This window comes from Polynucleobacter sp. 86C-FISCH, assembly GCF_018882415.1.
Lineage (GTDB): Bacteria > Pseudomonadota > Gammaproteobacteria > Burkholderiales > Burkholderiaceae > Polynucleobacter.
In genome coordinates this window covers 62,040-76,348 of the sequence record NZ_JACVOL010000001.1, presented here as the reverse complement: position 1 = coordinate 76,348, position 14,309 = coordinate 62,040, and the positions used below count along the sequence as shown (strand labels likewise).

The 14,309-nt window shown below is 46.2% G+C and carries 11 protein-coding genes and 1 tRNA gene; all 12 read left to right on the top strand.

Annotated features, from left to right (window positions below; all coding sequences use genetic code 11):
• Positions 1–32: 32 nt before the first annotated feature.
• The 12 genes from ICN10_RS00305 to nadB all read left to right on the top strand — a co-directional run bounded on the left by ICN10_RS00305 (position 33) and on the right by nadB (position 14,258).
• Positions 33–123 (top strand) — tRNA-Ser (locus tag ICN10_RS00305).
• Positions 124–272: 149 nt separating this feature from the next.
• The gene (locus ICN10_RS00300; protein WP_216211140.1) at positions 273–1,799 is read left to right on the top strand and encodes an arylsulfatase; all 1,527 of its coding nucleotides are present in this window, start codon (positions 273–275) and stop codon (positions 1,797–1,799) included.
• Between the two features lie 41 nt (positions 1,800–1,840).
• Positions 1,841–2,803 (top strand): transporter, encoded by a 963-nt coding sequence (locus tag ICN10_RS00295; RefSeq protein ID WP_216211135.1) that lies wholly within the window; start codon positions 1,841–1,843, stop codon positions 2,801–2,803.
• 4 nt (positions 2,804–2,807) lie between these two features.
• Complete coding sequence (locus ICN10_RS00290) at positions 2,808–3,920, top strand: formylglycine-generating enzyme family protein (RefSeq protein WP_216211132.1); 1,113 nt, start codon at positions 2,808–2,810, stop codon at positions 3,918–3,920.
• A 98-nt stretch (positions 3,921–4,018) separates the two neighbouring features.
• Entirely contained in the window at positions 4,019–4,324 is a 306-nt protein-coding gene (locus ICN10_RS00285) for a YciI family protein (protein ID WP_216211129.1), read from the top strand.
• A gap of 44 nt (positions 4,325–4,368) precedes the next feature.
• Positions 4,369–6,783 carry a DUF748 domain-containing protein gene (locus ICN10_RS00280; RefSeq protein ID WP_255536772.1) on the top strand — a complete coding sequence of 805 codons (2,415 nt, stop codon included), beginning with the start codon at positions 4,369–4,371 and terminating at the stop codon, positions 6,781–6,783.
• A 10-nt stretch (positions 6,784–6,793) separates the two neighbouring features.
• Entirely contained in the window at positions 6,794–7,018 is a 225-nt protein-coding gene (locus ICN10_RS00275; RefSeq protein WP_216211123.1) for a hypothetical protein, read from the top strand.
• Positions 7,019–7,211: 193 nt separating this feature from the next.
• Complete coding sequence (locus ICN10_RS00270; RefSeq protein ID WP_216211121.1) at positions 7,212–9,014, top strand: NAD(P)H-dependent oxidoreductase subunit E; 1,803 nt, start codon at positions 7,212–7,214, stop codon at positions 9,012–9,014.
• Between the two features lie 39 nt (positions 9,015–9,053).
• Positions 9,054–11,945: a formate dehydrogenase subunit alpha gene (gene fdhF, locus ICN10_RS00265; protein WP_216211116.1), complete on the top strand. Its 2,892-nt coding sequence runs from the start codon at positions 9,054–9,056 to the stop codon at positions 11,943–11,945.
• Positions 11,946–12,059: 114 nt separating this feature from the next.
• Positions 12,060–12,281: a ParD-like family protein gene (locus ICN10_RS00260; RefSeq protein WP_255536771.1), complete on the top strand. Its 222-nt coding sequence runs from the start codon at positions 12,060–12,062 to the stop codon at positions 12,279–12,281.
• Positions 12,281–12,559 carry a type II toxin-antitoxin system RelE/ParE family toxin gene (locus ICN10_RS00255; RefSeq protein ID WP_216211111.1) on the top strand — a complete coding sequence of 93 codons (279 nt, stop codon included), beginning with the start codon at positions 12,281–12,283 and terminating at the stop codon, positions 12,557–12,559. The genes ICN10_RS00260 and ICN10_RS00255 overlap by 1 nt, the downstream gene beginning before the upstream one ends.
• Before the next feature lie 40 nt (positions 12,560–12,599).
• Positions 12,600–14,258: an L-aspartate oxidase gene (gene nadB / locus ICN10_RS00250; protein ID WP_216211107.1), complete on the top strand. Its 1,659-nt coding sequence runs from the start codon at positions 12,600–12,602 to the stop codon at positions 14,256–14,258.
• Positions 14,259–14,309 lie beyond the last annotated feature (51 nt).

Below are 14,309 nucleotides of genomic sequence, written 5' to 3'. Positions count from 1 at the left end.
ACCCTTTCGGCAATCGTATAATCATCGGTTCCGGAAGGGTGGATGAGCGGTTTAAGTCACACGCCTGGAAAGCGTGCGTAGGTTAATAGCCTACCGCGGGTTCGAATCCCGCCCCTTCCGCCAAGTAATACCTAAACCACCTTCGGGTGGTTTTTTATTGCCTCAAGAGCAAGTAGTTATTATTAATTAAAGTATCATTTCGCAAGGGTATTCATACCCCAAAGTGCTGAACTCAACCAGCAAAAAATTACAGAAAAAATCCGGAGACTGCGATGTTCTTAAAAAAGATATTTATCGGAATGTTGGCAGCTTCATTTCTGGCAACTCCAGTATTTGCTCAGTCAGCTCCCGCTTCCACAAACAAAAAACCCAATGTGGTTTTCATTCTGGCTGATAACGTTGGTTATGGCGACTTAGGTTCTTATGGTGGCGGTGAGTTACGAGGTGCGCCTACACCGCGTGCTGATGAATTAGCTAAAAGTGGATTACGACTGACACAATATTTAGTTGAGCCTGCTTGCACGCCATCACGTGCTGCGTTGATGACCGGGCAATATTCAATCCGCAATGGTTTATCGCTGGTTGCTGAGCCAGGAACGCCAAATACCTTGTCAGCTAAAGCCTATACCATGGGGCAGTTGTTTAAAGACGCAGGGTATTCAACTGCCATTTTTGGCAAATGGCATTTAGGTGGAGCGCCCCAAAGTTTGCCTGGTGCTCATGGTTTTGATCAGTATTACGGGATTCCTCCGGATACCTCTTGGGATTCTGCTGCCTATGTGCAAATGGCAATGCAAACACACTCGTTTGGAAATGTCCCTGAAAAAGTTCTTTATGACAAAGGACCTTGGATTAATCAACAAAAGGGTAATGGTCCGCTAGAGCGCGTGAAGCCCTACACCATGGCGGTGCGTGCAGAGATTGACAATGAGATTACCGATAAGTCGATTGCATTTATGAAGCAACAGAATGCAGCAGGTAAACCTTTCTTCCTGTATCTGCCATTTTCAATGGGTCATTCACCGAATCTTCCATCAAAACAGTTTGCTGGTAAGTCACGAATCGGACAATATGGCGACAAAATGATGGAAGGCGACTATCACGTTGGGCAAGTGATGGATGCGCTAAAGGAAATGAATATTGAAGACAACACGATTCTCGTGTTTGCTTCCGATAATGGTGGTACTGGTCAGTATTTTATGAATTGGGATCGCTTGGGTCTAGGTGCTCCCGATATGGGATCCAATGGACCATTTAGAGGAGATCTGGGGGAGCCCACTGAGGGGGCGGTGCGAACCTTCTGTATTATTCGTTGGCCTGGACACATTGCCCCAGGAAGCACCTCGTACGCAATGTTTTCAACGATGGACTTTATGCCAACTTTTGCATCCATTCTGGGTGTGAAACTTCCAACTGATCGAGCTATAGACGGAGTAAATCAGTTACCCGTTCTCAAGGGCGAAAGTACGAAGGGTAATCGCGAATCTTTATTAACGTTTATTGGTCCTGACTTAGTTGCTGGTCGTTGGAAGCAGTGGAGATATTATTTTAAGGATATGGCTCGCACGGGCACTGGTCAGCAGATGGTTGGCGGTATTTATGCCAATGCTGCTCCTATGTATTACCCAAAGTTTTACAACATTGAAATGGATCCTCATGAAGATTTGCAGATGACCAACTATGGTTGGACAGCTGAGCCAATCTTCCAAGTGATTCAGGAATATTTAGCATCCGTTAAAAAGTTCCCCAATCCACCGCCTTCTAATGTGACTAATTTTTCTCAGCCTCTGGGGAGATGACTTTCTGGCTCCCAATGAGCTAAGAAGTTAGTAAAAATTGAATGAAAATTTTTAGCAGAGCCCGGCATCAGATTGCTGGGTCTTTTTTTCTTTTAACTATTTCTCTGTTTTCTTCAGGCACTTATGCCGATGAGGGCGGCGTTCCATTTTGGCTCTCAGGTCAATACGCCAGCATGGCAGCAGTCCCTATGGCGACTGGATGGTCATTAGTCGCAATGCCTTATTCCTACAGTGGTAGTGCTGACAAATCAAAAACATTTCAGCGCGGCCAAAGTCTTAATGCTGGTTTGAGTGCGCGCGAGTCATTTGTATTAATGCAGTTAGGATATGTTGCTGAAGAAAAAATCCTTGGTGCACAACCCTATATTGGAATTGGATGGGGGCCCGGCACAAATACGACAACAGCATCAGTGAGTGTTACCAATCCAAGCGTGCAATTTAATCGTGCCAACACCAGTAATGGCGGCACGGATATATATCCTCTTGCCAGCCTAACCTGGAACTCTGGAAATAATAATTACAAAACGTACATAACGGGCGATATACCGGTTGGAACGTACAGTCCAACAAGCTTATCTAGCATTGGTATCGGACATGCAGCTATGGATGCTGGTGGTGGTTACACCTATTTAAACAATACGACTGGCTTTGAAGTTTCTGGCATCGTTGGCGCTACCTATAACTGGCAAAATAGTCAAGCCAACTATAAGAATGGAATTGACTCCCACTTGGATTGGTCGGTTTCTCAATTTGTTTCGCAAAGTTGGCAAGTAGGTATTGCTGGTTACGTTTACTACCAACTGACCGCAGACTCTGGCAGTGGTGATAACGTTGGTGCGTTTAAGTCGCGCGTTGCTGCTGTTGGTCCTCAGATTGGTTATCTATTTAAGATGAACGGCAATCAGGCCTATATTAATTTGCGAGCCTATAAAGAATATTGGGCGCAAAACCGAGTAGAGGGGTATGCGGCCATTGCAACGATTAGCCTCCCGCTAGGAAAATAATTTAATGAAGAAGCTTCAACGTCTATTTCTCTATGTGTTGATATTGCTTTCAGTAGTAATTGGCGCATATCTGCTTTGGGGTCATTTTTCGTCAAAGCCTCAGACAGAAGATTTTGTAATTCGTTTGGGTGATGGTGTTAATGGTCCAAAGGGAATGGCATGGATACCTGGCGGTGAATTTCTTATGGGGAGCGATCATAAGAAAGCTCAAGCCAATGAGAGGCCGGCACATAAAGTAAAGGTATCCGGATTTTGGATGGATACCACGCACGTTACAAACGATCAGTTCGCCCAGTTTGTAAAAGCAACCGCTTATAAAACTACAGCAGAGCAAGTTCCTGATTGGGAGACCATCAAAGTGCAACTGCCCCCCGGCACTCCTAAGCCACCAGCATCTGTTTTTGTTCCAGGTGCAATGGTTTTTGTTGGCACACAATCAAAAGTAAACCTCAATGATTATTCGCAATGGTGGGCTTATGTTCCTGGAGCAAGCTGGCGCCATCCCACGGGTCCTCGCAGCAATATTGAAGGTAAGGGCAATCATCCGGTAGTGCAAGTAAGTTATGAAGATGCCTTGGCTTATGCCAAGTGGGCTGGCAAAAGATTGCCTACCGAGGCGGAGTGGGAGTTTGCTGCGCGTGGAGGCTTAAACCAAGCAACCTATGTGTGGGGAGATCAACTGGAGCAAGCAGGGCAAATACCTGCAAATATTTGGGACGTGAAGAAGCAGACCTTTCCCGTAGTTAGCCCCAAAGCAGGCGGAGCAGTTGGCACAAGTGCAGCTGGAACTTATCCGCAGAATGGATATGGCTTATTTGATATGACAGGTAATGCGTGGCAGTGGGTTTCTGATTGGTATCGCGCTGATTATTTTGCGATGCAAGCCAAAGCGCATGGAAATAAAGTCATCGATAATCCACGAGGACCTAGCGACTCTTATGACCCGGATGATTCAAGTGCCCCAGTAAATGCGCCTAAAAGGGTCATACGGGGCGGATCATTCCTATGTAATGAGGATTACTGCCAGTCCTATCGCCCCAGCGCACGACGCGGGGCAGACCCTTATAGCCCAATGTCACATTTGGGTTTCCGCTTAGTTAAGGATGCTGCACAATAAATAGGTCGAGATTTTTTCCTGGGGATAGATGCAACTTCCCTTAGTATCTTGAAAGTGAATTGCTTAATCAATAAAGCTAAATTAAAAATGGAGAAAATATGATTTTTACAATGTTATTAATGGATCGTCCTGGAACTTCAGACTTGCGCGTGCAAGTCCGTCCTGAGCACCGCGCCTATTTGGCAAAAATGGCTGACCGCATGGCTTTTGCTGGACCGTTGACTTCTGAAGATGGAAAAACCACTTTAGGTAGTTTGATTGCAATCGACTTTCCAAGCAGGGCAGATGTGGATGCATGGTTAAAAGACGAGCCTTACACCAAGGCCGGTGTTTATGAGAAACCGATCATCAACGTATTCAACAATATGTGGACTCAAAAGGTTGGCTTTCCACCGGCACAATAATTAGTCGTATCTTGGTAAATAATTTTGTATTGCATTAAATGGTTTTGACTCAATTCCCTCGTCTCAAAAACTGGCTGATCAGGTTCATCATCTTGATGTTCTCCTGCATTCTCATCTTTTGGGCGGGGGCCCATCTCTTTGTTCCCGGCTTTATTAAAAAGTCAGCCTCTGAATTTGGTACCAAGATTGGTTATGACATTGGTTACCAAGATCTCAGCATTTCGCCATTAAGGCTGAAGGTAGAGCTTGATGGATTTCATCTGGCAAAGTCGGGCGGCTCAAAATTACTGGAATTCAAAAAGCTAGTTATTACTATCAAATGGACGAAATTAGCCGTAGGTGAACTGGGTTTTGATGAGATCTTGTTGGTCGAGCCCAGGATGTTGGTAGAGAAGAAGTTATCAAAGGGCGCGCATCCAGGAGTCTGGAATTGGCAGGAATTGATTGCTGCTGTTGAGAAATCAATGCCGCCCACAGATCCCAGTGAATCCAATAAACCGCTAAAAATATCTATCGATGAACTGTTAGTGAGCTCTGCCTCATTAAGTTTGTTAGACGACTCCACGAAGTTGAAGGAAGAACTTAAGCCTTTTACGATGAAGTTGCTTGATGTAGCAAACTACGACAAGCAGGGTGTGGTGTCGGGTGTTCGCGGTCAATACGACTTTAATCTTGGTGCTTTACAGGTTTTAGTGCCTGGCATTAACAAAACCATTACTTATCAGCACGTTGCCATTGCAGGTGGATTGGATAATCCTCAGCCGGGTAAGTTGGGCGTGCAATTGAATGTCAAGTTAGATGATGGCGCTATTCGCTCTCATTGGGACTTCAATACAGACTCAAAATCGGTGGACGGTAAGCTGGAGCTTGAGAATCTAGCAATCGCTCCCCTCGTTGCGCTCTTGCCGGCCAATAAAGAGTTAATAGGTAAAAGCGGCGCAATTAATTCAGCGCTCACTATGAAATTTGGACCTGAAGCCGATATATTTGCGGGCGACATTCATATTTCAGATTTAACGGTTCTAGAAAAAGATCAAAAATATCCGCTGATTGTTTGGAAGATGGCCGATATTCGTCAGTTTGAATTTAAAAGCCTGAAATCGAAACAGACTCCAAGCAATAGCCTTTCAATTGATGAGTTGATTGTTGACTCACCAACGCTTCAATTTGAAATCAATGAAGAGGGATTTTCTAATTTCCGAAGATTATTTTCTAAGCCTGCAAACGAACAAAAAACTGAAGCAGTTGATGGTTCTAAATCAAAGGATGCCTCACCATTTAATCTTGATATTCGCTCAACCAATCTTAAGAACGGCGAAGTATTCTTCTCAGACCTGGCGATGCGTCCGCATTTCAAGGTGGATATTAAGAAATTTAATGCCACTCTCTTAGGGGTTAGTAATACGCCTGGTCGCTTTGCTACTGTTGCAATGGATGGTGTGGTCGCAGGCTCCGGAAGTATGCGAGCAAAAGGGCAGGCATCGTTTGATGACCCACGCCGTAACCATGACATCTTGATGACGTTCCGCAATTTGCCTTTAAGCGCTTTCAATCCAGCAGTCATGACATTTGCTGGTTATCAAATTGCGAATGGACGCTTAAACCTTAATTTAAATTACCGCGCTAAAGATGGTGAGTTAAACGGCAGTAATCAGATCATCATTAAGAAGGTTGTGCTGGGTGATGAGGTTCCAGACTTTACCGGTAAAAAATTACCTTTAGGTTTGGCAATTGCTTTACTCGAAGACTCCGATGACACCATCGACGTCACCGTCATAATCGCAGGCAATGTTGACTCTCCAGAATTTAGTGCTAGTGGCTTGGTGTGGCAGGCTATTAGTAATGTATTAACTAATATTGCTACAGCGCCTTTCAGAGCCTTGGCTTCATTGATTGGTCTTGGTAGTGAAGAGGGTATTAATGCCGTTCCTGGAGAGGCGGTATTTTTAGCTGTTGATCAAGAACGCCTGGAAAAGTTTGGCGAATATCTCATCAAACGTCCGAATTCTAGTTTGGAGATTATTGGCACTTATGACCCAGTGCAAGATCGGAAAGAACTTGCTAGAGCGAAAGCCGATTCAGCCGTTCTGAAAGATGCAGGGTTCAAATTAATACCAGGTGAGCCTATTCCAGTACCAAGCTTATCTGACCCTAGAGTGCAGTCAGGCCTGAAGTCTGCTTATGCCCAATACATTGGTCGCATTAAGTTGGGGCAGCGCCTATTGACGCTTCCTGATGGTGAGCAACGTAACGAGCAATTGCACAATGAGTTGATTGCTGGCATAGAAATTACCGATTCTGAGTTAAAAGAATTGGCTAAGGCGCGGGCTAAAGCAGCTTACGGATTTATGACCAAATCCGACGCCAGCCTCAAGGATCGCATTCAGCTTGGTGAGGTTAAGACGGTAGAGGCAGGAAAAGAGGGGATTCCACTCGATGTTGAGATCAGAATCAAGTAGACTTGAGGTCATGAATTCAACAAAATTGCGCTTTTTCTCTATCTTCACAATCCTTGCTGTCCTAGGTTTGACAGGCTGCGGCTCCATTGAATCGGCCGCCCAAGAGGACTGCACCTCAATTGGTTGGCAAATTGGCAGCAAAGGCTATCAGGATTGCTACAAAGCACGCCTTTATGAGCGCAAGTTGGATTACTCACTTCCTCCTGGCGACAAGCCTTCCCCATCCCTTCTATAACTAGGGTAAACCCTGAATTCAAGTCCTTGAGCGCCGTCAAGGACTTGGGGTGTTAAATAACACAAAATAAAGCGTTATTTTGCGTATTGCTAGTCTGCTAAGTATTTGGCTTGGCTGGACTTTTAATAAGCAAGATGGGAAAAACTCTGCATTCGTGCAAAGCAATAAATATAAAAATTAGAGACTACAAAATATGAATCATCCAAAGCCTTCTGGAGAAGTCAAAGCGGTTGCTGTTGCAACGGCAGATGATTTGAGGGAAACCATTCGTCGCAAGAGCAAGTTGAAGGGTCGTCAAGCTGACGATGCTTCTGTTGCAGAAGTGCGCAAGTTGATTGGAGAGGCTCCACATCGTCGTGACTTGCTCATTGAAAATCTTCACAAGCTCAACGATGAGTATCGCGCTTTGCATGATCGTCATTTAGTTGCCTTAGCAAAAGAAATGAATTTGCCAATGGCAGAGGTTTATGAAGTTGCTACTTTCTATCACCACTTTGAAGTTGTGCGCGGTAACGATCCAGTGGCAGACATTACGATTCGTGTTTGTGATGGCGTTGCCTGTGAATTAGCTGGCGCGCAAAATCTATTGGCCAAATTGCCGGGAATCTTGGGTAATTCCAATATTAAAGTCATTGCAGCCCCATGTGTTGGGCGTTGCGAGCAAGCCCCTGTAGCGGTGGTACATCAATACCCAGTGCTGTTTGCTACAACCGATAAAGTCTCTGCTGCTGTCAAAAATAAGTTGACCACGCAGCCGATGGCTAAAGATGATGCCGTATTTGAGCCTGCTGCATTAGCAGAGCAGGGCGTATCACCTCAAGGTGAGATGCAAGCCCTTTCTCCAGACTATGTTGGTTATGAGTCTTATCGTGCACAAGGTGGCTATGCACTAGCCAAAGAAATCCACGAAGGAAAGAAAGATGCTGAGAGCATCATCAAGGCCATGGAAAGTTCTGGTCTGCGCGGATTGGGCGGCGCAGGATTTCCGGCGGGTCGTAAATGGCGCATTGTGAAAGACCAAGTTGCTCCTAAGTTAATGGCTGTGAACATTGACGAAGGCGAGCCAGGAACATTTAAAGACCGTACTTACTTAGAGCGTGATCCTCATCGCTTCCTAGAGGGCTTGTTGATTGCTGCCAATGTAGTGGGTATCGATGCTTGCTATATCTATTTGCGCGATGAATACCATGGCTGCAGAGAGTTACTAGAGGCTGAGTTGGCAAAACTCAAAGCTAATCCGCCATTCAAATTACCTACGATTGAATTGCGTCGTGGTGCCGGTGCTTACATCTGCGGCGAAGAGTCCGCCATGATTGAAAGTATTGAAGGCAAACGTGGTGAGCCACGTATGCGTCCTCCATACATTGCACAAGTTGGTTTGTTTGGTAGACCAACGCTTGAGCACAACTTTGAAACCTTGTACTGGGTACGCGATATTGTTCAGCGCGGACCGGAGTGGTTTAGTTCATTTGGTCGCCATGATCGCAAAGGCTTGCGTAGCTTTAGCGTGAGCGGTCGTGTGAAGAAGCCTGGTGTGAAGTTGGCTCCTGCTGGCATCACTATTCAAGAGTTGATTGATGAGTACTGTGGTGGCATGCAAGATGGCCACAAGTTCTACGGCTATTTACCTGGTGGTGCATCAGGCGGTATCTTGCCCGCCACTATGAATGACATCCCACTCGACTTTGATACCTTGCAGCCTTATGGCTGCTTTATTGGTTCTGCTGCAGTGATGGTGTTTAGTGATAAAGACAAAGCACGCGATATGGCCCTCAACGTCATGCACTTCTTTGAGCATGAGAGTTGCGGTCAATGTACTCCTTGCCGTGTAGGAACAGGCAAGGCGGCTCAATTGATGCAAGCCAAGTCTTGGGATCAAGAAACTTTAGAAGACCTAGCCACAGTGATGGTGGATGCTTCTATTTGTGGTCTAGGTCAAGCAGCACCAAACCCCATTCGTTGTATTCATAAATATTTCCCAGAAGAAGTAGCTTAATAAAAGTACATATAAAAATCAGGGAATAACGAGACAAACATGAACGCACCCACAAATCCTAAAGAACTTGAATTGCAAACCGTAGAGTTCAAGCTAGACGGCAAGACGATTGTTTCCTATGAAGGTGAAACCATCCTCAAGGCAGCTAAGCGTCACGGCATTGATATTCCGCACTTGTGCTTTAAAGATGGCTATCGTCCTGACGGCAATTGCCGTGCATGCGTAGTGGAAATCAACGGCGAGCGCACTTTAGCGCCAAGTTGCTGCAGAAGCGCAACGCCTGGCATGGAAGTAAAAGCCAATAGCGAGCGCGCTGTGAAGAGTCAAAAGCTCGTTTTAGAAATGCTGCTCTCCGATATGCCTGATGAGGGTTTTAAATGGGTAGGTGATACCAAGGAAGAAGAGCAAAAGAACCAGCATGGTGAGCTCAGCACTTGGGCTGCTCGCATGGATGTTACCGTTCGACCAGAGCTCAAAGCAATTCGCCGCGAAAAAGTCAGCAGCGATGTTTCTCATCCAGCGATGGCTGTCAATCTTGATGCCTGTATTCAATGTAATCGCTGTGTACGTGCTTGTCGTGAAGAGCAAGTGAATGATGTGATCGGCTACGCCATGCGTGGCGCTCATAGTGAAATCGTTTTTGACTTGAACGATCCAATGGGCGACAGTACTTGCGTTGCTTGCGGCGAGTGTGTACAAGCTTGTCCAACTGGTGCGCTAATGCCAAAAGGTTTGATTGGTTCGCAAACAGTGGATCGCAAGGTAGATTCCGTTTGTCCATTCTGCGGTGTTGGATGCCAAATCACATACAACGTTAAAGATGAAAAAATTGTTAGCGTTGAAGGTCGTGATGGCCCAGCAAATCACAATCGCTTATGCGTTAAAGGCCGCTTCGGTATGGACTACATCCATAACCCACAGCGCCTGACTAAGCCACTTATTCGTAAGGCTGGCGTTCCTAAGGATGAGTCCATCTTAGAAGGTAAGCAAGACTGGTCAGATATTTTCCGTGAAGCGACATGGGAAGAGGCTTTAGAAGTTGCCGGCGGCGGCCTGAAGAAACTGAAAGATCAATACGGCAATAAAGTATTGGCTGGCTTTGGCTCTGCAAAAGGCAGTAACGAAGAAGCTTATTTATTCCAAAAACTGGTGCGTACTGGATTTGGCAGTAATAACGTAGACCATTGCACGCGCCTTTGTCATGCTTCATCTGTAGCAGCGCTTCTTGAGGGCGTTGGTTCTGGCGCTGTAAGTAACCAGGTGAATGATGTTGAGCATTCCAGCATGATTTTCTTGATTGGCTCTAATCCAACAGCAAATCACCCAGTAGCAGCTACTTGGTTTAAGAATGCCGCCAAACGCGGGGCAAAAATTGTTTTGTGCGATCCACGTGCAACAGATATTAGCAAGCATGCCTGGCGCATGATGCAGTTCAAGCCAGACACTGATGTGGCGATGCTCAATGCCATGATCTATACGATCATCGAAGAAGGTTTGGTTGATAAAGACTTCGTGCAAAACCGCGCCAACAATTTTGCTGCTCTAAAAGAAAACATCAAAGGCTATAGCCCTGAGGCGATGGCGCCGATCTGCGGTATTCCAGCAGAGACGCTGCGTGAGGTGGCTCGTGAGTTTGCGACTACCAAGTCAGCCATGATTTTGTGGGGCATGGGCGTCAGCCAGCACGTACACGGTACTGATAATGCACGCTGCTTAATTGCTTTGGTGAGTATCACCGGTCAAATTGGTAAGCCTGGTTCAGGATTGCATCCATTACGCGGTCAAAACAACGTCCAAGGCGCTAGCGATGCTGGTTTGATTCCGATGATGTTCCCGAACTATCAACGTGTGGACAACCCAGAAGCACATGCTTGGTTTGAGAAGTTTTGGGATACACCTTTAGATAAGAAGCCAGGTTACACAGTGGTAGAGATCATGCATAAGATCACTGCTCCTGATTCTGATCCAGACAAGATTCGTGGCATGTATGTCGAAGGTGAAAATCCTGCGATGAGTGACCCTGACTTGAATCATGCACGCCATGCTTTGGCATCTTTAGAGCATTTGGTCGTACAAGATATCTTTATGACAGAAACAGCCCTGTTAGCGGATGTGGTTCTGCCTGCGAGTGCTTGGCCTGAAAAGGTAGGCACGGCTAGCAATACTGACCGTATGGTGCAGATGGGCAAGAAAGCCATTAATCCTCCTGGCGATGCAAAGCCTGACTTGTGGATCATTCAGGAAATTGCTAAACGCATGGGCCTCAATTGGAATTACCAAGGTCCTGATGCTGGCGTTGCTGCTGTTTATGACGAAATGCGTCAAGCAATGCATGGTGCTATCAAGGGCATTACTTGGGAGCGCCTAGAAAAAGAGTCTAGCGTGACTTACCCATGCTTATCTGCCGAAGATCCAGGTCGTCCGATTGTGTTTGATGATCAATTTGCTACAGCAGATGGTAAGGTGAAGTTGGTTCCAGCCGACATCATTCCAGCAAATGAGCGTCCTGATGCCGAGTACCCGTTTGTATTGATTACAGGTCGTCAGCTTGAGCATTGGCATACCGGCAGTATGACGCGCCGTGCTACCGTGCTCGATGCGATTGAGCCTATGGCTACCGTATCTATGAATGGTGAGGACATGACTCAGCTAGGTGTATCTGCTGGTGATGTGATTACTGTTCAGTCTCGTCGAGGTGAGGTGGGAATTCACGTTCGAAGAGATGACGGCACACCAAGAGGCGTGATCTTCATTCCGTTTGCTTACTACGAAGCAGCTGCAAACTTAATCACCAATCCTGCCTTAGATCCATTTGGCAAGATTCCAGAGTTTAAGTATTGCGCAGTGAAATTGGCAAAAGGCGGTCAGGCTTCCGCATTGATGGGATATGGCACCAACGATCCCAAACTCAATCCAGCGGCTATTGTCTAAATCCAGTTCTACTTAGTAATAGAAAGGCTCCCAAACGGGGGCCTTTTTATTTAACCTCACTTTTTTACTTACTACTTTTGTAGTAAAATTTCAAAAAAGGAGGTCCAAATGGGTATGCCGGTAAGAATTGATGATGATCTATATGAATTGGCCAAGGTTGAGGCCAAGGTGGAGCATCGAACAATTGCTGGGCAAATCGAGTTTTGGGCAAAAGTAGGTCGGGCGGCAATAGATAACCCGGATCTGCCAGTTGCATTCATTATGGAGTCGCTTGCTTCATTGGCTGAGCCAAGAGAGCAATCTACCCCATTCATCCCTCGAACTAGGAAGCTTTAATGGCGTATGACGTTTCTCAAACACGCCGATTCTTAAGACAATATAAAAAATTAAATGACAAAACCGCCAAGGATGTTGATGACGCTGTAGTCCAGGTAGTCAAAAAACCAACTATCGGTGAAAAAAAGAAGGGCGATTTGTCGGAATTATGGGTATTCAAGTTCAGAAGTAGTAATCAGCTTTATTTGCTTGGGTACTCGATGGATGATGGATTGAGACTAATTTATTTGGAGTCTATAGGGTCTCACGAAAACTTCTACCGAGACATTAAGCGATAAATGAGCGAATATCTCTGGCGACCTTTAGAATAAGACCTTCATGGCCAGTTCAAAACCCTCTTCAAACACCGGCGATAAAGCAGAACTCCCTGTCCTCATTATTGGGGCTGGGTTAGCAGGCTTAACCGTCGCATTGCATATGGCTGAATCCCAGCCAGTGATCCTGATGGCAAAACGTGGTTTAGGCGAAGCAGCAACCGCTTGGGCGCAAGGCGGCATTGTTGGGGTGGTTGACAAAGAACACGACAGTATTGATTCACACGTAGCCGACACCCTAGATGCCGGCGCAGGTCTTGTAGTTGAATCGACTGCACGCTATATAGCCGAAGAAAGTGCTGAAGCCATTCGATGGTTGGTAGAGCAGGGCGTTCCATTCACTACCGATGAATCTGGCCCTATGGGCTTGCATTTAACTCGCGAGGGTGGCCATAGTCATCGTCGCATTGCGCACGCTGCCGATGCCACCGGCAAAGCCATTCATGAAGTGCTGCTGGATAAGGCCAGGGCTCATAAAAATATTCAGATCTTGGAGCATTGGATTGCACTTGATCTCATCACCAATCGTCAGTTGGATGCCAAAACACAGCGCACTAAGCCTAATCGTTGTTATGGCGTATATGCGCTCGATATTAAAAATAATCGTGTAGAAACCATTGAAGCAAAGTCAGTTGTCTTGGCTACGGGCGGTGTAGGTAAGGTCTATCGCTACACCAGCAATCCTGATACCGCTACCGGCGACGGCATAGCCATGGCCTGGCGTGCAGGCTGCCGTGTAGGCAATATGGAATTTATCCAATTTCACCCAACTTGCCTTTATCACCCAAGCGATCGTACTTTCTTGATTACAGAAGCGATGCGCGGTGAGGGCGGTTTATTGAAATTACCTGATGGCACTCGTTTCATGTCTGAACATGATGACCGTAATGAATTAGCACCGCGTGACATTGTTGCCAGAGCTATCGACTTTGAGATGAAGAAGCACGGTTTGGATTATGTTCATCTAGATGCAACTCATTTAGGTGAGGCTTTTATTAAAGAGCATTTCCCGATGATTTATGCGCGTTGCATGAGTCTTGGTTTAGATATCACCAAAGAGCCGATTCCGGTAGTGCCTGCTGCGCACTACACCTGCGGAGGTGTAGTCACTGACCTCAAAGGCCGTACTGATCTACCAGGGCTCTATGCTGTGGGTGAGGCAACTTACACCGGCTTACATGGTGCCAATCGTTTAGCCAGCAACTCCTTATTAGAGTGTGTTGTTATTGGTAAAGCTGCCGCAGAAGACATCTCCAATCTAAAGACTCCAGTAATGCCGAACTTGCCTTTGTGGGATGAGAGTCAAGTGGAGGATGCTGATGAGCAAGTGGTGATTGCCCATAACTGGGACGAGTTACGTTCACTGATGTGGAACTATGTTGGCATCGTCAGAACCAATCGTCGCTTAGAGCGCGCGTTACACAGAATCAAGCTACTCAGATATGAAGTGCAAGAGTATTACGCGAACTTTAAGGTTACACGTGACTTAATTGAGCTACGCAATCTTCTGGAGTGCGCAGAACTTATTGTGCGTTCAGCCCTGATGCGCAGGGAAAGCCGTGGCCTGCATTACAGTCGCGACTACCCGGGCACTTGGGCAGTTTCATACCCAACCATTCTCACTCCCCAGGCAGAAGGCTCTGAAGGCGATTCAGCCCCTTAAAAGCCTTTACCAAGCCCGTAAAACAGCACTTTTGGTGATAAGCTAGTCATA